Source organism: Piscibacillus sp. B03 (assembly GCF_052246295.1).
GTDB lineage: Bacteria > Bacillota > Bacilli > Bacillales > Alkalibacillaceae > Piscibacillus.
In genome coordinates, this window is sequence record NZ_JBQQCO010000011.1 from 24,533 (window position 1) to 45,744 (window position 21,212).

The following is a 21,212-nucleotide window of genomic DNA, read 5'->3' on the forward strand; positions in this document are numbered from 1 at the left end:
GGCCGTAAACTTCCAATAAGAGGCAGTTACTTTTCAGAAAGGGCCGTATAAATCTGAAAAGAGGCCATATAGAGATTTATAACTCACCGATATTTTATTAAAAAGTGACCGATATCCCTTCAATACTGACCGATAATACATAATTATTAATTAATTAGAAACTGACTTAGTGAATGAATTTGCTTTCCATTTCTTCCGACTGTCGTTTGTGCTGTCACCATTGAGTTAAGGATCGCTTCCTCTGTTGCTTCTGCTACACCTTGAAAAGCCTGATCGATATCATCTTCATGAATCGCTTTAACAGTTTGAAGTTGCCCATTATTTTCATGGGCAATCTTGTTTGCAGTTGAGAACCCTATCACGATATCTCCACTCCCATTTCCGTAAAAAGAACCTGTACGAGCAATGCCAGCGCTTGACCTTTTTATTATTCTATCTAATTGTCGTTCAGTTACTGGTAGGTCAGTCGCTACTACTACCATTATTGAACCCTTATCTGATTCCGATTCAGCTTGTATTTTTGCTTTAACTTCGGGACCTATGTGTGTTCCAGCTAACGTAAAGTGCTCTAACTGACCGAAATTCGATAGCACTAAAACGCCGACCATATAAGTACCATGCTGAAGCTTAAGGATTCTTGAAGAAGAGCCTATTCCCCCTTTTAAGCCAAAACAGACCATGCCTGTTCCAGCACCGACTGCCCCTTCCTCGAAATCATCCGCAGCTTGAATAATCGATTGATGTGCATCCTCTTTTGTCAATGCCATAGCTCGAATATCGTTGATCAGCATATCATTACATTCTCCAACTACTGGGTTGACGGTACCTGTCGTTCGCGCAATCTCAGGATTTTGTTCTAAAGAATATTCTACTAATGCTTCAGTACAGGCTCCAACATTAAAAGTGTTTGTCAAAAGTATTGGCGTTTCAATTGTGCCTAATTCATTAACTTGGATAGTTCCTGTTGTCTTACCGAACCCATTAATTATGTGACTCGTTGCCATGACTTTTTCTTTAAAAATATTACCACCATGAGGCAAAATTGCTGTGACACCAGTATGTATTTCTCCATTGTTAATCGTCTGATGACCAACCTTTATACCTGCAACATCTGTTATTTTATTCAGCTTACCAGTTTTCATGGAACCAATTTTATAACCATAGTCCCTGATTCGTTTCACCATAAATACGACCCTCCCTTTCTTCTATTAACATTTTAACAAATAAAAACCGCTCCACCATCCATAGGTGAAACGGTCGTTATCTTATTGGAAACTTTGTGGACCTTGGTTTTGTTGATTTTGCTGTTGAGCTTGCTGTTGCCCCATTTGCGTTTGTTGTTGCTGTTGTCCCATCTGACCTTGTTGTGGCTGCTGTCCCATTTGAGCTTGTCCTTGTTGTGCTTGTTGCGCCATCTGATTATGCGCTGGGAAAGATATGTTTGATAATGCCTGTCCCGCTTCATTTTGGAATATGTTTTGTGTTGCTAAATCACCTAATGATAGCATACCTGCTAATTGTCCATTTTCTGTAACAGGGAGACGGCGGATTTGTTTTTCAGCCATTAGTTGTGCTGCTTGATGAACATCCATGCTTGCATCTGCAGTTGTTAAATGATCACTCATGCATTCTCCCACCGTACAATTACCGTCCTTACCCATTGCAGTTGCTCGAGTTGTGATGTCACGGTCTGTAATAATACCTCTTACCGCTCCATTTTCAACGACTGGAATAGCGCCAATATCATTTTGGACCATTAACTCTGCAGCTTCTTTTAAAGATTGCTGAGGTGTTACAGAAACAACATTTGTGCTCATTAAATTTTTAATTGCATTTTCCATTATGAAATCACTCCTTTTACCATTAGATTTGGCAGAAAAAGTGATATTATACACAGTCATTTTTTAAAGTTATAATGAAGAAAAGCCAACTGGAGTGATGTACATGCAAATAAAAGGAGCTGTTGTTGATCACCAAACTAGGTGTAAACATTACCATAGTGAGCTAGATGTTATTGCGATTAAATTTAAATGTTGTCAGACATACTATCCTTGTTATAAATGCCATCAAGAATCCGTTAGTCACCAAACTGAACGGTGGGAAAAATACGAGTTTGATGAAAAAGCGATCCTTTGTGGCGTTTGCCAGCATGAGATAACGATTAATGAATATTTTCATTCGAACAATCAATGTCCTTATTGCCAAGCTCAATTTAACCCTGGATGTCAGTTGCATTATCACTTATATTTTAATAAGTATAAACTTGTCGCAAACCTAGCGACAGGTTTTTGACTAACCTTTAATATCTCTTCTTCTATATAACATTACGCCTAAAACTATTAGAGAGAATGCCAATACGATCAAAAAGATGCTACTTATAATATTAATATCTTCAATCGGGTAACTAGCAATATGCTCGAAAACTGATATATTTCGTACCGCGTCAGAGAATTGAAGTAAGTCCCCCATATAGATGACAAGAAAAATGAACCCTAAATATATCCAAGCAAGTGCGTTTAACCTACCTAATCCAATAAATAACGCAGCTAGCCCAACCATCACCCATGATGCGGGTAAATAAATCATAATCGCGTTAAATAACTCAATGAACGTCAGGTTCTCTTCAATTACAGCTGCTCCGGCAATGCCAAGACCAAGCCCTGCAGAAGCTAAAGTAATAGCACTTGTTATTAATCCTACTAATATATAGTTACCAAGTAATTTTTTTCGTGCTAAGGCTGTAGCGAGTAGCTGCTCAGTTCGATTGCGCTTTTCTTCTTTTTTTAATTTATTGACTGCCATAATAGCTGGTAGCGTCGCAAGCACGGCAATAATCGATGCAATCATCGTTACAAATTGCATGGTAAGTGGGACCCCTTCTTGGGTTGCCATCACTTCTTTCATCATCTCTATTTCTGCAAAATAGGTTTCCGTATCACCTAATACAGAGCCATATGTCGCACCAAATACAAACGCTACAACAGCCCATGATATAATCGACGTCTTTTGTAAACGTAACGTTAAACCTAAATGCGATTTCGTTAACCCTTTAGCATGTCGATTTCCATTTTTAGTTGGTAAAAATCCAGCGCCTAAATCGCGAATTGAGTTCAAGTAAAAGGTGACAGCAATGATGGCAATAGATAAGAAGAATGTTAAGACAATGGGCCACCAATAATTATTCACATACACTTCAGATTGTATGATCCATCCAAACGGTGATAGCCACGACAATGCCTCATTTGAAACGTCTCCAACAGCTCGAATGAGATAACCTAAACCGACTAATAGAAATGATAATCCAACAGCCCCTTTAGAAGTCTGTGCCAGTTGAGCGAATAAAGCAGTTGTTGCAGCAAAAAATAATCCCGCGACTCCTAACGCTGCTCCATATAATAGAGATCCATTTAAACCCATACTATCGATCCCTAAAGCATATAAACCGATTCCTGTAGCAACTGCCAACACAAGGTACGTAGCTGCCATAACTAATAAGATTGCCGCAACATTAGCCAACCTACCACTAGGAAGGGCCCTAATTAATTCAACTTTACCTTCCTCTTCTTCTGCTCGTGTATGCCGAACGACTAATAGAACACTCATAACAGCCACGATTAATATGGTGATTGCTAACATCTGATGTGCCATCATCGCGCCTTCTGTATAATTATCTAACCCAAACCCCGGTCCTAACAATGCAGTAATAGCCGGGTTCTCCATTGTTGAAGCCACATGTTGCCTCTCTTCTTGTGATGAATATAAGTCATTATATAAAATAGCTGTTAATAATGTCACAGATAGAAATCCAATGAGCCATACTGAGAGACGAATACGATCACGTCTTATAATTAACTTCATTAGTCTCCCGGTTTGTAGAAACTGTTGTTTCCCCATTAGCTCACACCCCCAGTTTCTCCTTCATAATGCCTCATAAAGAGATCTTCTAATGTAGGTGGTGCACTCTCCAACTTCGTAACTCCTGCTTGACTAATATGCTTCATAACGTCATCCAGTTGATCGGTATCTACCTGGAATTGATAACGGTTTCCTTCGTTTTGCACATCGTGGACTCCATTAATACTGTCCAATGACAATGGATGTTTTGTTTCTATTAAAATAGTCGTACGTGTTAAATGTCGCAAATCTTCCAATGACCCTGACTCGATAATCTCACCGTCACGAATGATTCCAACTTTATCACATAACTTCTCAACTTCAGATAAAATATGACTTGATAGTAAGACACTCTTACCTTCTGCTTTTGCTTCTAAAACACACTCTTGAAATACACGTTCCATTAAAGGGTCGAGCCCGGATGTTGGTTCATCTAAAATATATAAATCGGCATCTGCCGCAAACGCTGATACAAGCGCTACTTTTTGTCTATTTCCTTTGGAGTAAGTTCCACATTTTTTAGTTGGATCTAATTGAAACTTTTTAATTAACTCTTCTTTACGCTCAAGATTAATTTCTGCACCTCTCATTTTTGTGAAGAAATCAATGACTTCACCACCAGTCAGATTCGACCATAGGTTCACATCACCTGGAACATAAGCAATTCGTTTATGAATCTCAACCGCATCGGTCCAAACGTCTTTCCCAAAAATAGCGCCTTTCCCAGAAGTGGGCTTAAGAATCCCTAATAAAATTCTAATCGTTGTAGACTTACCTGCACCATTAGGGCCAATAAATCCGTACACTTCCCCTTTGTTCAACTCAATATCAACACCTTTTAGTGCTTCAACTTTACCAAAATTCTTTTTAAGACCTTCAGCCTTCAGAATTGTCATCCCTTTTCCCCCTTATTGATAAAATGCTTTTTTTAAAACCTCTAAGTAATCCATAAATTCCTCATGATACTTTTCATAATTAAATTGTGAAAAATCAATCCCTTTTAGCCGTTCAATTAACGATTCAGCATACCCATCCATTGACCATTGTATTAAATGAATGGCCTTCTCAACATCTAGGTCTGATCTAAACTTTGAGTAATCTATATTTTGATAAAGCTTTGCAAAACCTTCTGTACTTAATACATCAATTCTTTTTATTAAATCATCAGGTAAATGGTCACTTTCCATAACGAAAACCTGACTCATAAAGTTGAAAAGATTCGCATTCTTAAAATAAACACGCATTTTCAATTCAACAATTTGACTGAAACGTTTAAAGAAGTCCGCCTCACTTAAGTCAAATTGTTCAATATAATCGTTTTCTATTGTATTTAGACTATTTCTAACCAAATATTCATATAGCTCTTTTTTGTTTTTAAAGTAATAATATAGCATTCCCTTGCCGACACCAGCACGTTGAACAATTTGATTCGTCGATGCTTGCTTATAACCTTTCTCAGCAAATTCTTTTAAAGCTGCATCCACAATTTTTTTCTGAGTGTCTTCTTTTATGTCATCAAAAGCCATCGCTTCGTTCTACCTCCTTGACCAGTTCGGTCAACTTCATTGTAAATGTATTAGACCACTTCGGTCAATATGCATAATTTCAAATATTTGCTATTAATCTTATAAAAGGTATGTTAATATATCTTAGAAAAGTCAAAGGGGAGGAATACACAGCATGTTAAAGAAGGTCGCCTTAAGTAGCATTTTGTTGTTAGCTTTATTGTTGGGAGCTTGTTCGGGTGAGTCTAGAAGCAACAAAGAAGTGATGGTTGATACATATCAATCAATGATGGAAATGGAAAAGTTTGATTCAACAGGCACATTAGATCTAAACATCGACGCTGATGTTCAGGATCCATTTATTGCACCGTACATCCAGATGATTAATGATATGGAGTTCAGTGTAGACCAACGAATGGATATGACACAAAACTTAAGCGAGATGGTTATTCATCTATCTGCAACTATGAGTCCAATGACATTCAATATCGACCTACCAATTCTTCAAAATTTAGATACAGAGACTATATATATTGAAACAGATAGTTTAGCAGATAACTTGGGTATGTTCTTAGGAGATACAGAACAACTTCGTGGTAAAGTATTAAAGCTTGAAATGAGTGAGCTCGAAGGTGCAAGCGAAGTAGAACAAGTGGATTACCAAGAAGTTCAAGAGCAAGCACAAGCTATTCTAACAGACTTCTTAGAGGATAAAAGTGATGATGACTTTACTAAAGACGGAGACACTTATATCACTACGTTTAGTAAAGAAGAATTAGTTGATTTATTTGCTCAACTAGTGACTGAATTCGATGACACGCTTACGGATGAAGAGTTACAAGAAGGCGTGACAGAAATGAAGACAGCACTTGAAGAAGTTAAAGTCAACACTTTTGAAACTCGTGTAACACTTGATGGGGATCAGTTAGAGAGTCAAGAGTTCATCTTAGATTTAGAATTCGACCTTGAAGGTTCTCCAATTCATTTAAACCTTGCAACTGACACAGTATACAACAGTATCGGTGAAGATGTTGAATTCACTATTGACCCAGAGAACAGTGAACTTGTCGAAATGGAAGAATTAATGCAAATGATGAATTCTATGGGATACTAATCACTATGAAGCATTCAAGCTTAAGCTTGGGTGCTTTTTTTGTGTTGCATGCCCCATCTAATTAGACTATAATCTAATTAGATGATTATCTAATGGAGGGTGTCATATGCAATTAGATCGTTTGGTTAATTTTCATAAAACAGTTGGTGACAAGACAAGACTAAGGATCATTGGGTTACTCAAAGAAAGGCCGCTTCACGGTCAGGCAATCGCTGGCAAATTAGGCCTGACTCCACCAACGATTTCTCACCACATTCAAAAACTAAAAGAAATAGATATTCTATATCAGCGCCGTGATAAAAATACAATCTACTATCATCTAAATGAACCTAAACTAGCTCGTTTAGCTAATGCCATTACAAAGTTAGGGGGTGAGGAAATGAATGCAGAGTTTACGGTTACAGACGAGGAGAAACACAAAATTTTATCGAACTTCATCGGTTCGGACGGTAGACTGAAGTCAATACCAGCACAGCTCAAAAAACGTCTTATTATACTAGAGCATATGGTTAGCAGTTTAGACCAAGGTGTGACATATCCCGAACCTAAAATTAATGAACATATAAAGAAATACCACGATGACTTTGCAACAATACGAAGAGAGTTTATCATGCATCACTTCATGACAAGAGATAAAGGTTATTATGAATTGAATCCAAGAGAGTTGTGGCTTATTTAAACGACTATCAACAAGCTGTATTTATTACAGCTTTCTTTTTAACCACCTAATTAGATAGTCATCTAATTAATAGAAATGAGTTGTAAACCATGAATAACTGGAAAGTTTGGAAATCGGAATCAAACTATCATAAACTATTTTTTTCTGGTGTTATAAATGGGGTCGGCAACCGGTTTACACAAGTTGCTATTCTTGCGCTCATTTATGACATAACAAGCTCAGCATTTGCCATAGGCCTATTATTTTTAATCAGGCTACTTCCCTTTTTAATTATGGCACCAATAGCTGGGGCCTTAGCTGATCGGATATCAAAAAAGGCAATCTTATTGACCACCGAGTTCATTAGAGTTCCCATTGTTTTAGGGTTGATTTTAGGGAATAACGTAGAACAACTTTGGATCATCTATGCAAGTTCCTTTTTATTAGCTCTAAGCGAAGCTGTGTATGCACCAGCAAGAAAAGCATTAATTCCAAGTTTAGTACGCCGGGATCACTTACTAAGTATAAATGCAATCGAACAAATCATTATGGGGCTTGTCTTAATAATCGGTTCAACATCAGGAGGATTTATTTCATACTTATTAGGTCATAATATAGCGTTTAGTTTAAATGCACTAACCTTTTTAATCTCAGCGGTATTTTTAAAGAACCTAAAGATGCCTAACCAACAAATAGATCACTCAATTAAAACGCATTCACCTACAATATCTTATAAGAAATTTTTTAAGTCACCTGCTTTATTAGTATTTTTATTCATATGCCTCACCATGCCCATCGCAAACGGAATTGATAACGTCTTAATAAGTGTTTATGCACTTGAAGTATTCAAGATGGGAGATCTAGGTGTTGGGTTGATTTATGGTAGTTTAGGAGTTGGCCTCGTTCTAAGCTCATTTTCTTCTAACTGGATCAAAGGCAATTTAGTTGGAGTGACTATAATATTTATTATCATTGAAGGTATCGGGCATTTTCTATTAAGTGCATCCCCTAATTTTATGATTGCCCTAGGTACAGTTCTAGTCATTACCTTCTCGGCTGGCACTAGTGACATTAGTTTCAATACGCTAGTTATGAAAACCGTTCCCTCTCATAGGCGAGGGACTTTCTTCGGTTTAACAGAAATGATTTCAAATGTAACACTAGGTACTTTTATTGCGATTGGTGGGTTCATACTAGAATTTATAGATCCAAGAAGTTTAGGCAGTTTAGTTGGATTTCTCTATGTTTGCTTAGCAGTTATATATTTGTTGTTATTCCAAAGAATCCATTTGGTCAAAGAAAAACGTAGACTTCGTAATATTTAATTGAAATAAGCATTTTGCGCTAGAATTAGATGGTGCTATTTGCTTATTTCTATTCTATATATTATTATCATTATATATAATGATAATAAAGGATTGAAAATTTATGAGTTCGAAAGCTGATTTACTATTACATCCAATACGTATGCGTGTTATACAAAGCTTACATTCACATCAACAACTAACGCCAAAACAACTTTTAGAAATACTAGATGATATTCCTCAAGCGACCCTATACAGACAACTGAAAACATTGCTAGATGCTGAGCTAATTTATGTCGTTGACTCTAAACAAATTCGTGGAGCTAAAGAGAAAGTTTACGCTGTTCGTGAGGAAAACATGAAAATACCAGATCAAGAAATTAAAAACTTAACACCAAATGAACTTACCAAACACTTTATGGCCTATCAATCAAACCTATTAAAAGAATTTGAGCGATATGTTTATAAAAACGAACCACAAAATTATAAAAACGATGGGTTAGGCTTCTCTCAAGCTACATTACACTTGACGGATGATGAGCTTCAACAATTTGGGCTAGAGCTACAACGCGTTATTGAGAAGTACGACCAAAACACACCATCCGACAGCCGGGTTGCCATAACATTTGGTACCGTGAACATCCCACAAATATTTAGGAGGAACCACTGATGAATGAGGAATCAATTCATTTTGGGCATGAAGTGACATTACATGGTACGCTATCCATTCCTGATGAGCAAAAAGATCTTTACCCTGCTGTACTCATTCTATCTGGTTCTGGCCCCCTCGACAGAGACGGCAATGGTAAGCAAGAGTTAAACCTGTACAATAAGCTTGCTCAAGTTTTCTCAGAAGTTGGCTGTGCTACACTTAGATATGACAAAAGAGGTGTTGGGGATAGCCATGGCGATGTTTATACAACTGGAATGTATGATTTAGTAGAAGATGCTAGGTCTGCTCTTCATTATTTTAAAAGTGATTCACGTATAGATAACGAGAAAATCTTAATCGCTGGTCATAGTGAAGGGGCTATGCTAGCTACAGCCATCGCCGCAAATGAAAATATTGCTGGCGTCATGTTCATATCTGGCGCGGCACAAACACTTCAAGAAGCATTACAATATCAACGTGAATTAATTGCCGATGAAGTAAAAACTAAACCAGGATTAACCGGAAAATTTATGCGTTTTCTAAATGTACCCAAGAAAGCGAAAGCTCAAGGTGAAAAATTTGACCAAAAAGTAATTAACTCAAAAAAAGATGTGTTTAGACAACAGTTCATTCGAATTCCGGCTAAATGGTTTAGGGAACACTACCAATACGATTTACTAGCAGATTTGGCTAAAGTGAATTGTCCTATTCTCGCAGTGACTGGAGAAAAAGATGTTCAAGCAACACCTACTAATGTTTACAAGGTTAAAGATTATGTTCCAAATGAATTAGTCGAGGCAAAAATTATTCCTAATATGAATCATATGCTTCGTTACCAAGAGGAACCACCAAGCACTCTCAAACTAAAAAAGATTTATAAACAAATGGGTGTCCTCTCACCAGACTTAATTATCACACTACAAGATTGGGTTAAGCGTCATGTTTAACAAAATAAAATATATTTTAATTATCTTAACTGTGGTTTTACAAATAGGTACAATTATAGCGATCTTTTATGAAACTTCTTTAGCTATGAAAATTGCTGTTGTTTATGCAGTATCTATAATCTCACTGATTGGGATTTTTATTTACGAAAGAAGATTAGAAAAGAAGGAGGAAATTAATTATGATGATTTTGACTACTGAAACAGCTCCAGGTTACGAGATTCAAGAATTAATTGGTTATGTAAAAGGAAGCACCATTCAATCAAAACATGTCGGTCGTGACATCACAGCCGCACTTAAAGGGTTAGTCGGCGGTGAAATCGGTAGCTATAACGAGATGATGACAGAAGCTAGAAAACTAGCAATACACCGAATGGTTGAAGATGCGGAGTCAAAAGGCGCGAATGCGATTTTAGCCATGCGAATGCACACATCCTCAGTCATGGGTGGAGCTGCTGAAATTATTGCATACGGCACTGCCGTTAAGGTTATTAAAACAGTCTAATGAAAATTAGGCTGTTTTTTATTTACCCTTTTACATAAAGTTACTAATCAATGCAATACTAATCTGATATAGGATCTATGTGAAGGAAGTGGAAGTCATGGGAAAGGAAGGCAATCAAGTACCAATTAGTAAGTATTTTAGCCGGAATATTGAATACTTAAATAAAGAATTACGTATAGAGAAGAACTTTGACCTAATCCACCATAAAATTGAGCATGGTGGTATTAAGATTGGCTTATTCTTTGTCGATGGGTTTGCTGGTGGGTTAGCCATGATTGAAACGTTAAAACGTCTAAATGAGCTTGAAGAACGTGAAATGCGTCGTGATCCAATCACAGCTCTTACACAAACCATCATTCCCCACCAGGAAGTAGACACTTCTAAAGATTTAGAAGAAGTCATCGCTCAAGTTCTAGCTGGACAAGCGGCTTTTATTGTTGAAGGGTGCGATGAAGCTGTACTCGTTGATTCACGTGAGTATCCCGTTCGTTCACCACAAGAGCCTGACCTTGAACGCGTTGTACGTGGTCCGAGAGACGGTTTTGTTGAAACCATTGTTTTTAACACCGCACTCATCAGGCGACATGTACGTGATCGTTCATTAATTTTCGAGTATCTACAAGTCGGACAACGCTCTAAAACAGACGTTTGCTTATCTTATATAGACAGTGTTGTCGACCCACGTTTGGTCAAGAGGATTAAAGATAAAATAGAACAAATTGATATTGACGATTTATCCATGGGTGAAAAAACTTTAGAGGAATTCATTTTTGGTAAAACCATGAACCCTTATCCGCAAGTTCGTTACACAGAGCGCGGAGATACTGCAAGTGTTCACTTAATGGAAGGACATGTCTTAGTTATTGTTGACGGTTCGCCAAGTGTCATGATTTGTCCAGCAACTTTTTGGCATCATTTGCAACATGCCGAAGAATACAGACAAAAGCCTGTTGTTGGTGCCTTTTTACGCTGGGTACGGTTTGCTGCAATTATTGCAGGCCTATTCTTACTACCATTATGGTACTTATTCGCTACTCACCCAGAGCTGTTACCTCCCAACATGAGCTTTATTGGAGTTGATGAAGAAGGGGCCATCCCGCTGTTTCTGCAGTTTTTAATCGCTGAAATTGGAGTTGAAATATTGAGGATGGCGGCGATTCATACACCTAGTGCCTTAGCGACCGCATTGGGCTTAATCGCAGCACTTATGATAGGTGAAATCGCGATTGAAGTCGGTCTTTTCACTTCAGAGGTCATACTTTATTTAGCCATTGCTGTTTTAGGAAACTATGCAATGCCAAGCTATGAAATGTCTTTAGCGAATAGAATTGTTCGTTTAGTCTTTTTATCAGCCACAGCAGCATTTGGCGTTATGGGATTTGTATTATCAATCGTAGCCTGGATTTTTTTACTATTATCCACAAAAACTTTAAACACGCCATACCTATGGCCATTCATTCCTTTTAATGCAAAAGCATTTTTCGAAACAATCGTGAGATCGCCAATGCCATTAATTAAAAGTCGTCCAAGTGTACTCAATACACAAGATAGTTCTAGACAACAAGGAGGGTCCTAATGGAACTGATTAGGATCCTCTTCCTTCAAGGCGCGTAATTCTTTGATACTCAGGTCTTGATCGATACGTTTGATGCGGAACGAACTGCTCTTTCATCGCATCTAAAGTCCGATCCTTAAGCTGAGTGGCAGTGATGAATTCGTCAATATTATGTTCACCGAGCTTTTCGAAAAACACTTCTGATGTTTCTCCTTCTTGAGGTGTTAGTTCACCTGATACATACTCACCATTAAATACAACACTAATATTTCCACTACTTAAATTTTGATTAACAGTTGAAAGTCCGTTGATTTTAACTTCTACACCTGTTTCTTCTAAAATTTCACGTTTCACACCTTCGATTAGCGTCTCACCTTCTTCAAGTAAACCGCCTGGGATTTCTGCTGTATATGAACGGTGCAAATTACGAACAAGCAACACTTCACCCTTTTCATTCGTAATATAACCCGCTACACCAACTAAATGTTTTGGCGGATGATAGCCTTCAGGTCCTGCCGTAGACGTCATAAACTCTTCTCGGCTGCTAAAATTGAAACCACCAAGTTCTTGGCGTTTTTCTTGTGCTCTTTTATGTAAATCACTTCGACGAATCTTATCATCTATCTCTTCAAAATGTTTACGATTCTTATACTCCCACATCGCCATTACTTCCGTGTAATCTTCATTAACCCATCTTCCTACTAACTTAGCCCCATGCCTTAATTGATTCGGAAGTAAATACTGATGAAAGAAATCAGTAAACATTTGATACTGATTCGGATCCATTTCATAAATTTTTCTACGGTAAAAGATGCGAACCCCTCCTTTTGTTAATCATTTTACACGTTTGTTAATTAATAGCAATACTATTCAGATTTTTTAGTAAGAAAAAAGAGTTGGTTACATGTTGACGAGAGGTCACGTGAGTTTGGCGAGACCTCGGTTGATTTTGGCGAAACTCTGCCTTGTTTTGGCTAGACGTCCTAAAAAAAAATGATCCCCACCATAATGAGGATCATTCCTTATGTTATTACATTAACAAATAGTAAACCATACTGCCTAAATAGTTTCCGATTACATAGCCTAACGTACCGACAAGCATAATGGGTGCAATTAGTTTGGTCCAACCTTTTGCAATTGCAAAGGCAGCTGCGGTCGTTGGCCCTCCAATATTGGCATTACTCGCAACAATCATCTCTTCTAAGCTAAATTTGAACACTTTGCCTAAAGTAAACGTGATGAGCATATTAAATAAAACTATGATTGCCATGAATACTAGTAAGAGTGGTGCATTTTCTATTAATAGTGGTAATGATGCTGGTACCCCGATGACAACAAAGAAAATATAAATAAGATATGTTCCTATTTCCTGCGCACCATTTATGTTTTCAAAGTATTTACCAAATACAGTTACGGCAATAACCGTAATCGTCGTTAATACTAGGTATCCGTCCCCGAATAAACCGTTTAATAGATTTAAGAAAAAGCCCACGTTATCTCCTGAAGGTATAACATTGCCAATCCATTCTGCAAGTTTAAAAGAGATTGACACTAATACGAAAGCAGACCCAATTGCCAATGCGATGTCTTTCAACGAGATGTCTTTCCTTTTCCAATAGTCTGCAACACTATTCTTCTCCGAATTACCTGCATTATTTTCTAGTTCATCCACTAAAGGTGTTCGATATTTACGCCTAAAGAAAGCGATGGTTGGCATCATAATTAATATGAAAAAATAAAGAGCCATTAAAATATTATCCGCCACGATTGCAGATGATGCTAATTCACCCGGTACTTCTAATTTAGCCGATAATGCCGCAAAGTTAACGCCACCGCCTGTATACGAACCGGTTTCCAGACCAGCTAATTTTTCTGGTTCTGGCAGGACGTTTTGCATCGCAAAAAATGCTATAAAAGCACCTATTACTGTTCCAATAGCACTAATAAAAAATAATGCTAACATTTTTCCACTTTCATTCCAGATCTTCCTTAAGTTCGCCTGAAATAATAAAAGAGGAATCGCTAACGGAATCACATATTCCCACACTGCGTCATAGGCAGGGGCTTCTACTGGTATGACGTTAATATTAACTAGAATCATAGCACCGACTAACGCTATAATAGCTCCGGTTACCTTTGAAGCCCATTCATATTTTTGCTCTAAATAAATACTGAAGGCTGCCCAACCAGCTAGAAACCCCCACAATAGCCAAGTATCTTCTGGACTAATTAAACTATTAGTCAATGGTTTCACTCCTTTTTTGTAAATTATTATAAGCTATATATTCCCTAACTTCGTTTAACTATTAACTTTAAAATGTTCTTTAAGCTTTTATAGGAAATGATGCAAAAAATACGCCCTCTATAGAGAGCGCATTATACTAATCTACTTTTTCAACTTTCCATTGGTCATTCACATACAGACCAATAACTTCCATTTCAAAACCCCAAGTTTGGATTTTCTTAATTGATTGTTTTATTTGTGCAATTTTTTCTTCTTTATCAATAGGGTTACCTGCACAGTCATGATGCCCAACAATGGCAATCACTTTTGAGCCATGCTTGCTATAAGAGATATCAACTTTAGTCTTTAAAGAACCTACTTGATCTTCTGAGCCTTCTAATAAATATTTGTTGGGACCAGCCTCTGTTATCATATCCACGTAGTCCACTTGATATGTTGATTTCATCCAGTCAATGACTGATTCTTGAACTCGTCCATCCATACAGTTGATTGCTGTCGCAAAAGTTCCTTGTGCCATATAAATGTCTCCCTTCAAACTTTTCTTTTATTTTAACACAGCTTGATAAGTACTATTTAGAAAAATAAGCTTATAGTCTCATTCTAAAAGGTTTACTATTTAATTTTTTCACAGTTAAAATTGACTATTTCACAAGAAACACATTCGTACTTTGGTTTCATTTTCCATTTTTTAAGAAGATTTAACGAAGTTTACATCTAATAAAGTTGTCGAAAGAACTAAAAATTTGTGGAGGGATTTTAATGTCGAACAAATTTCTTAAAGTTTCTTTGTCAGGAATGTTGGTTTTTTCAGGTCTTGCTTTCACAACTCCAGTTGCCGCAGCAAACGGCCGGGATTACAACGGAAATGAATCGATTCAAAATGAACGTCTCCATGATTATGAAGAAATGGCGGATTTTCTACAACACTTAGATGAGAAGTCCGAAGCTTTAGAGGTTGAAGTTTTTGGTCAATCTGTAAAGGGTCGTGATCTTTACTTAGCAAAGTTTGGTTACAATGAAGAAAATCCTACGATTCTTTATCTAACTCAGCAACACGGTAATGAAACATTAACGACTGAAGGGGCTCTTCAGTTTATTAAAAAAATGACTTCAAATTCAAAGAATGTTAAAGAGATTTTAGAAAACGTGAATATTTTAGTGGTTCCAAGGTTAAACGTCGATGGTGCTGAAGGTGATGTTGACTTCTCATTAGATGATTATGTAGCAGGTACACATACTCGCTATAAGGCGAAGGGTGTCGATCTAAACCGAGATCACGTAGTAAAAGAAGAGCCTGAAACTAAAGCCTTCCATGAAGAAGTTATTCAGAAATATAACCCTGATTACTTAATTGACTTGCACCACCAAGGTACGCAAACAACTTATGGTGATACAGATGAACTCGTGTCAGGCTCGATTTTGCACCCAACTAATGAAAATGTAGATCCAGAAGTATTAGAAGGGTCGAAACAGTTAGGTAAAGTGTTATATGACGCTATTGAAAGTAAAGGATTCGGTTTACTTTCTAAATATAATGGTGGTTCCGCAACAACCATTGGACGTAACGGTCTAGCAGTAGAATACGGAATTTCAACGCTTCTATTCGAAATGAGAGGTATGGCTGATCATTTCTATGAAGATTATGTTCTTGGTCAAAAGAGTAATGGATACTTAATTAAGCAAGCTGTTATTGGTCTGGAGGCAACTGCTAAAGCGATTGCGGATGGCTCTGTCGAAGAGGCTGACACATCGTTCTGGGATGAGTTGCCTAGAAGTTCTTACAATCGTAGTAACGAGTAAGTAGAAAGATGGTAAAAGATTTGTTAAAAGAGGAAATTAGAGGATTTGGCATTTTTTAATAAGACTGTCTTAAGAATCCGAGTAATAATTTATAACAAGTTGTATTGTGGTAAGCGACGGTGGCGACCTTGAGGGAACAGCATGAACTGAAAATCCATTTAGATAATCTTCGCTGAATCCGTGTCCGTGGAAATCGTCCACCGTTAGCGCACCACAATAACCTTAACAGAGCCTATTAATTTTTAATACTGTTTTATAGGAGCTTACTAGCTAATTGCCGTTATCTTTGAATCTGTAACTCCCCAAGTATTTTTACTCCACTCAACTTTGATTTCAAACCAAATGGCTCCTAAACCTGGTTTGTATTTTTCTCCTTCAAACACGTACTTCGTATCTGACTTCCGTTCTATATCTTGCAGCCTTAGCAAAACACCATCTAAAACTAGACTTTCTTCATCAAAATGACCTTGTTCTCTTAATTCCTCTAACGATGCAGACTTAACCTCAACATCGTATTGATCTGTAAAATAATCTACAATGGCCTGTTTTTGTTGTTCCTCTAACTCAAAATTGTTCATATCAATAGCCAGAAACTCCATTTGATGGTTAAGAACTTCATCTTCTTGCATCAACTCTTCTAAAGCTGCAATATAAGCCTCCTCAACTGACTTGTCACCGGGTAATTCTCCAGGGTCACCTTTAACTGCGGTCCCACAACCACTCATCAAAACAAGAAATATTAATAAGACTTTTATTTTCATCACGACACCGCCTTTTAAGTATAGACGGTTCACCTAATAAAAAGTTACAGCTATGGTTTAGTCAATTCTTCATCAACAATTTTTGCTGCAATTTCTCCAGACTCAACTGCACTCTCCATCGTTGCAAAGTTTGACGTCTTCGTATAATCTCCAGCCAATGTGAACCCTTTAATTGGTGTGTCTTGTTCTGGGCGCATCCAATCATGTCCAGGCTCTAAAGAATAAAATTCATCAGGATGCTTTACTACTCTATAATCTAGAATATGTCCTTCAAGCTGCAATCCTAACTTTTTAGCATCTTCCAAAACAATGTTCAGAATGTCTTCCGAGTTCATATCAATAAACTTTTGCGCTGGAGCTAAGATACAAGATAATCTCCCTGGAACATGAGTAAAAGTGGTTCTAGACTGCTCTGTAAATGATGCTAGAGAAGTTCCTGCCCCAAAAGTCGTTCGGTCATATGGCATTGTAGGCTGATTTAACTCAAACTGAATCGTTACAGCAGGTACGGCTGGAAGTTCAAGTAAATTCTTAAAGCACTCATGTTTTATACTTGATTGCGCAATGAGTTTCTTTGCAGCACCAATTTCAGTAGCCAATACTGTTTGTGTTGCTCGGTATTCTCTCTCTTCTGTCACAACCCCTCTAACCGCTCCATCTTCATAGATAAGTTGTGTAGCCTTTTGATTCGTTAGTATTTCTCCACCCTTAGATGTAATTGCCTCAGCCATCGGATTGGCAACTAAATCTGACATTCCCCCTAAAAATGCTCCCATTCTCATTTTGTAAAAGTGGGTTAATGTTGGGGCTAACAAACCAAAAAGCGCATATGCTGAAAATCGTTCTGGTGGCAGAAAAAAGACCCCGGCAGTTAATGGAATCAACACCAAATGGTAAGCGTTATTCGACACTTTATACTTTTGAGCATACTCCTTAACACTAATTCGATCTAGTTGATCTGGGTGCTTCACATAATCTTTAAATCCATTTATGAAAAAAGGAGCTAATGATAGCCGATCTTTATAAGATATTGTGTCAGTGTTTCCGAACATCCCGTGTAGTAATTTAAGTGGTCCATGTACAGGGGCCATGCCGAAAGTCGTTACCTCACCATTTCTCGGTGAACGAAAATCCATCACTTCTTCCCACATCACAATTTTATTTAAATCAATGCCTGCCTTTTTTAAAATTTTAGGATAGTGCTTGTAATACCCAATCACACGGTGAAAGCCAGATTCAACCTGCATCCCATCTTCATTCCAAGATGATGTCCGACCACCCACAAAAGGTTTTGATTCTAATATTAGAACTCGGTAACCTTTTTCAGTCAAAAGAAGGCCAGTCGTCATCCCTGCCAGGCCTGCCCCTATAATCACCACATCATATTCCAATCATTTTCCCTCCGTACGATTTCATTTATAAATAGGTTGCCCGAAAACAATCTAAACATAAGGCTAGTGCCTAATTTTGATAATAATAGGGGCATTCGACTAGTCCTTTACATACTCTATATGCAGATACCAATATGACCTAAGGAGTGACATTATGTTTTATCATGTCAAAGAACTACAATACGAGGCTAAACCCGATCGACCGGATCCGCTTTTTGCGAAACAACTGCAAGAAATTTTAGGTGGACAATATGGTGAGATTTCTGTTGCCATGCAATACTTATTCCAAGGCTTCAACTTGCGTATGGAAGGAAAATATAAAGACCTTCTGTTGGATGTTGGAACTGAGGAATTAGCACACGTTGAGATGTTAGCAACTATGATTGCACGATTGTTAGACGATGCCCCGATTGGTGACCTAGAAGATGCTGTGGAAGACCCTGTGTTAGGGGCCGTAATTGGAGGAATGAACCCGCAACATGCGATCGTTTCAGGCTTTGGAGCTATGCCAGCAGATAGTGTCGGTAACCGATGGACAGCTGAATATATTGGAGCTAGCGGAAATCTTTTAGCAGACTTCCGCGCAAATGTTATGGCAGAGTCACAAGGTCGCCTACAAGCAAGTCGTCTATATGCCGCTACTTCAGACCGTGGCGTTAAAGATATGTTAGCATTCTTAATCGCGCGTGACCGATATCATCAAAACATGTGGCTAGCTGCAATTCAAGAACTTGAGGAAAAAGAAGGCGTCATCGTGCCATCAACCTTCCCGCCTGAGTTAGAAAAACAAGATGTTGCGTACGAATTTTATAATTTATCTAAAGGTGATGCGAGTAGTAAAGGACGCTGGGCTAGTGGACCTAGCATTGATGGATGTAGCACGTTTGAATACGTAGCTAATCCAAAACCTATGGCTGGAATTCCAGTTCTAAAACCAGCACCAGCTTACTCATTTGACACAAACTTCAGCATACCACCACAAAAATGTTAACAACTTTTGCCCCTCATGAAGCAGGGGCAATTTTTATGTTTTCGATTCATTTAAATATGTGATTAATATATAGATGAACCGGGAATGTATGTTGACAAGCAAGACTTTTGCAACATAATTTTTTTAGATGTTATAAATAATAATGCAGAAGGAGGAATGTCATCATGAGTAAAAAAGTACTAATGGTTGTAACAAACCATACTAAAATTACCGACGATCATAAGACAGGTCTTTGGTTAGAGGAATTCGCAGTTCCTTATAATGTATTTAAAGAAAAAGGTTATGAAATAAAAGTAACTAGTATCGAAGGCGGCGAAGTAGCTCTTGATCCAAATAGTATCGAAGACCGTGCTGAATGGAAGGAAGCAGAAGCCGAATTAGAAAAAACGCATAAACTTACAAAAGAAGACTCCACAGGATTCGATGCCATCTTTCTACCCGGTGGACACGGAACAATGTTTGATTTTCCTGACAGTAAAACATTGCAATATGTGCTACAACAATATGCAGAAGAAGACAAAGTAATCGGTTCTGTATGTCATGGTCCATCAGGTCTAGTGAATGTAACTTACCTGGACGGCACTCCGATTGTAAAAGGCAAAAAAGTATCAGCTTTTACTGATTCAGAAGAAAAAGAAATGCAATTGGACGAGCATATGCCCTTTATGCTTGAATCAAAGCTTCGTGAAAAAGGTGCTAACTTTGAACATGGTGACAACTGGGAAGACTATTCTGTTCGTGATGGAAACCTTGTTACAGGTCAAAACCCACAATCCAGTCGATCAACAGCTGACAAAGTCGTAGAAGCGTTAGAAAGCTAATACTGCTCAGTTATAATTAAAAAACTATTAAAAAGAACCCTTCTCGCAATACTCGCGAGAAGGGTTTTTGTGTGGGAGTCATTATATTATTAATCTAAAATTTTTACTTCTACTGTCTTTACGCCCCATTGGTTTGCTTCTTCCGTAGTTGGAACGTGAACGTCAATACGGTTACCTTTAATTGCGCCGCCAGTGTCTCCAGCGATTGCTTCTCCGTAACCTTCAACCCATACTTTAGTTCCTAATGGAATTACGTTTGGGTCAACCGCGATAACTTTTTTGTTGCGGTCTTCTTTTAAGTTAATACCTGTTGCTGTGATGCCTGAGCAGCCTTCACATTCAGCAGTATATGCTGTTGCTTTCATCGTCATTGTTTGAGCTGCTTCCTCTTCTTGACCTGTCTGTTGAACAGGTTGTTCTTCTTTCGATTCTTCTGCTTTTTCATTTGATGTTTGTTCTACATTTTGTTTAGGCTCTTCTTTTTTAGCTGGAGCTTGTCCATTGCGCTCCTCTAAGAACTGATCATAATTTTTAAGAACATTTAGAGGTAATTCCAACTCTAGCTCTTGTCCATTTACAATCAGGTCCGATTCTAATTCGTTCCACTCTTTGATGTCATTTACTTCTATTTCGAGATCACGCGCTAACTCACTTAACGTGTCTCCTTTTTTAACTTCTAGCACTCTTTTGTTATCTATTTTTATTTGATCTCCTGCTACGATTAAACTAGATGATAGATTGTTAAGCTCCATTAAGTCTTCTGATGTTGTGCCGTATTCTTTAGCTAATTCACTTACTGTATCACCTTTTTGAATTTCATAGTCTGCTTCAGCAGATACAGAAGTGGCTACAGCGAATCCTGATAATAGAATTCCGCCTGCAAGCGATATGATTAATTTCTTCATATACTTTCCCTCCTTATTGACTTGCAAGAGTTATCTTAACACGGAACAACTAGGCCTGTGGTTACACAGAGTTTAAGAGTCTATAACGAACGTAATAGATTAATAGGACTTTGTAATAAATTATAGGAATTATGTAATATTTTTTGATATTTTGTAAAATAACTTG

The 21,212-nt window shown here is 37.7% G+C and carries 23 protein-coding genes; 12 read left to right on the top strand and 11 right to left on the bottom strand.

What is annotated here, in order from left to right; translation table 11 throughout:
- Window positions 1-146: 146 nt before the first annotated feature.
- Complete coding sequence (locus ACTWQB_RS08930) at window positions 147-1,184, bottom strand: DmpA family aminopeptidase (RefSeq protein ID WP_443138843.1); 1,038 nt, start codon at window positions 1,182-1,184, stop codon at window positions 147-149.
- Between the two features lie 81 nt (window positions 1,185-1,265).
- Window positions 1,266-1,841, bottom strand: a complete 576-nt coding sequence (locus tag ACTWQB_RS08935; RefSeq protein ID WP_443138844.1) for a CBS domain-containing protein — start codon at window positions 1,839-1,841, stop codon at window positions 1,266-1,268.
- Window positions 1,842-1,944: 103 nt separating this feature from the next.
- Here ACTWQB_RS08935 and ACTWQB_RS08940 point away from each other — a divergent pair, with 103 nt between their 5' ends.
- Window positions 1,945-2,292 (top strand): CHY zinc finger protein, encoded by a 348-nt coding sequence (locus ACTWQB_RS08940; protein ID WP_443138845.1) that lies wholly within the window; start codon window positions 1,945-1,947, stop codon window positions 2,290-2,292.
- On the opposite strand, the gene ACTWQB_RS08945 is transcribed toward ACTWQB_RS08940, so the two are convergent.
- The 3 genes from ACTWQB_RS08945 to ACTWQB_RS08955 are packed head-to-tail and all read right to left on the bottom strand — an operon-like array spanning window position 2,293 to window position 5,420.
- Window positions 2,293-3,894, bottom strand: coding sequence for an ABC transporter permease (locus tag ACTWQB_RS08945; RefSeq protein WP_443138846.1), 1,602 nt, complete (start codon window positions 3,892-3,894; stop codon window positions 2,293-2,295).
- On the bottom strand, window positions 3,894-4,790 hold the full coding sequence (locus ACTWQB_RS08950) for an ABC transporter ATP-binding protein (protein WP_443138847.1): 897 nt from the start codon (window positions 4,788-4,790) through the stop codon (window positions 3,894-3,896). The genes ACTWQB_RS08945 and ACTWQB_RS08950 overlap by 1 nt, the downstream gene beginning before the upstream one ends.
- Window positions 4,791-4,802: 12 nt before the next feature.
- Window positions 4,803-5,420, bottom strand: coding sequence for a TetR/AcrR family transcriptional regulator (locus ACTWQB_RS08955; RefSeq protein WP_443138848.1), 618 nt, complete (start codon window positions 5,418-5,420; stop codon window positions 4,803-4,805).
- A gap of 154 nt (window positions 5,421-5,574) precedes the next feature.
- Here ACTWQB_RS08955 and ACTWQB_RS08960 point away from each other — a divergent pair, with 154 nt between their 5' ends.
- From ACTWQB_RS08960 to ACTWQB_RS08995, 8 genes are all read left to right on the top strand, one after another.
- Window positions 5,575-6,513: a hypothetical protein gene (locus ACTWQB_RS08960; protein ID WP_443138849.1), complete on the top strand. Its 939-nt coding sequence runs from the start codon at window positions 5,575-5,577 to the stop codon at window positions 6,511-6,513.
- 106 nt (window positions 6,514-6,619) lie between these two features.
- Complete coding sequence (locus ACTWQB_RS08965; RefSeq protein ID WP_443138850.1) at window positions 6,620-7,192, top strand: DUF2087 domain-containing protein; 573 nt, start codon at window positions 6,620-6,622, stop codon at window positions 7,190-7,192.
- An 89-nt stretch (window positions 7,193-7,281) separates the two neighbouring features.
- A complete protein-coding gene (locus tag ACTWQB_RS08970) occupies window positions 7,282-8,496 on the top strand; it encodes an MFS transporter (protein WP_443138851.1) in 1,215 nt (404 codons plus the stop codon).
- 103 nt (window positions 8,497-8,599) lie between these two features.
- Window positions 8,600-9,145, top strand: a complete 546-nt coding sequence (locus ACTWQB_RS08975) for a helix-turn-helix domain-containing protein (protein ID WP_443138852.1) — start codon at window positions 8,600-8,602, stop codon at window positions 9,143-9,145.
- Window positions 9,145-10,074 carry an alpha/beta hydrolase family protein gene (locus tag ACTWQB_RS08980; protein WP_443138853.1) on the top strand — a complete coding sequence of 310 codons (930 nt, stop codon included), beginning with the start codon at window positions 9,145-9,147 and terminating at the stop codon, window positions 10,072-10,074. Before ACTWQB_RS08975 ends, ACTWQB_RS08980 begins: the two co-directional genes overlap by 1 nt.
- Complete coding sequence (locus ACTWQB_RS08985) at window positions 10,067-10,273, top strand: hypothetical protein (RefSeq protein WP_443138854.1); 207 nt, start codon at window positions 10,067-10,069, stop codon at window positions 10,271-10,273. The genes ACTWQB_RS08980 and ACTWQB_RS08985 overlap by 8 nt, the downstream gene beginning before the upstream one ends.
- On the top strand, window positions 10,254-10,577 hold the full coding sequence (locus ACTWQB_RS08990; RefSeq protein ID WP_443138855.1) for a heavy metal-binding domain-containing protein: 324 nt from the start codon (window positions 10,254-10,256) through the stop codon (window positions 10,575-10,577). Before ACTWQB_RS08985 ends, ACTWQB_RS08990 begins: the two co-directional genes overlap by 20 nt.
- A gap of 97 nt (window positions 10,578-10,674) precedes the next feature.
- The gene (locus tag ACTWQB_RS08995) at window positions 10,675-12,153 is read left to right on the top strand and encodes a spore germination protein (protein ID WP_443138856.1); all 1,479 of its coding nucleotides are present in this window, start codon (window positions 10,675-10,677) and stop codon (window positions 12,151-12,153) included.
- A 9-nt stretch (window positions 12,154-12,162) separates the two neighbouring features.
- On the opposite strand, the gene ACTWQB_RS09000 is transcribed toward ACTWQB_RS08995, so the two are convergent.
- The 3 genes from ACTWQB_RS09000 to ACTWQB_RS09010 all read right to left on the bottom strand — a co-directional run bounded on the left by ACTWQB_RS09000 (window position 12,163) and on the right by ACTWQB_RS09010 (window position 14,894).
- Window positions 12,163-12,660, bottom strand: coding sequence for an NUDIX hydrolase (locus ACTWQB_RS09000; RefSeq protein WP_443138925.1), 498 nt, complete (start codon window positions 12,658-12,660; stop codon window positions 12,163-12,165).
- Window positions 12,661-13,162: 502 nt separating this feature from the next.
- Complete coding sequence (locus ACTWQB_RS09005; RefSeq protein WP_443138857.1) at window positions 13,163-14,377, bottom strand: DUF819 family protein; 1,215 nt, start codon at window positions 14,375-14,377, stop codon at window positions 13,163-13,165.
- 136 nt (window positions 14,378-14,513) lie between these two features.
- A complete protein-coding gene (locus tag ACTWQB_RS09010) occupies window positions 14,514-14,894 on the bottom strand; it encodes a carbonic anhydrase (RefSeq protein WP_443138858.1) in 381 nt (126 codons plus the stop codon).
- A 242-nt stretch (window positions 14,895-15,136) separates the two neighbouring features.
- Between ACTWQB_RS09010 and ACTWQB_RS09015 the strand changes: the two genes are divergently transcribed.
- Window positions 15,137-16,177: a M14 family metallopeptidase gene (locus ACTWQB_RS09015; protein WP_443138859.1), complete on the top strand. Its 1,041-nt coding sequence runs from the start codon at window positions 15,137-15,139 to the stop codon at window positions 16,175-16,177.
- Window positions 16,178-16,443: 266 nt separating this feature from the next.
- Here ACTWQB_RS09015 and ACTWQB_RS09020 read toward each other — a convergent pair whose 3' ends face one another.
- Window positions 16,444-16,971, bottom strand: coding sequence for a peptide ABC transporter substrate-binding protein (locus tag ACTWQB_RS09020; RefSeq protein ID WP_443138860.1), 528 nt, complete (start codon window positions 16,969-16,971; stop codon window positions 16,444-16,446).
- 17 nt (window positions 16,972-16,988) lie between these two features.
- Window positions 16,989-18,329, bottom strand: a complete 1,341-nt coding sequence (locus ACTWQB_RS09025; RefSeq protein WP_443138861.1) for a hydroxysqualene dehydroxylase — start codon at window positions 18,327-18,329, stop codon at window positions 16,989-16,991.
- 154 nt (window positions 18,330-18,483) lie between these two features.
- Here ACTWQB_RS09025 and ACTWQB_RS09030 point away from each other — a divergent pair, with 154 nt between their 5' ends.
- Both ACTWQB_RS09030 and ACTWQB_RS09035 read left to right on the top strand, forming a co-directional pair.
- Window positions 18,484-19,320, top strand: coding sequence for a manganese catalase family protein (locus tag ACTWQB_RS09030; protein WP_443138862.1), 837 nt, complete (start codon window positions 18,484-18,486; stop codon window positions 19,318-19,320).
- A 164-nt stretch (window positions 19,321-19,484) separates the two neighbouring features.
- Window positions 19,485-20,141, top strand: a complete 657-nt coding sequence (locus ACTWQB_RS09035; RefSeq protein ID WP_443138863.1) for a type 1 glutamine amidotransferase domain-containing protein — start codon at window positions 19,485-19,487, stop codon at window positions 20,139-20,141.
- A gap of 89 nt (window positions 20,142-20,230) precedes the next feature.
- Here the strand turns inward: ACTWQB_RS09035 and ACTWQB_RS09040 are convergent, their stop codons facing one another.
- Window positions 20,231-21,046, bottom strand: coding sequence for a LysM peptidoglycan-binding domain-containing protein (locus ACTWQB_RS09040; protein WP_443138864.1), 816 nt, complete (start codon window positions 21,044-21,046; stop codon window positions 20,231-20,233).
- Between the last annotated feature and the right edge of the window lie 166 nt (window positions 21,047-21,212).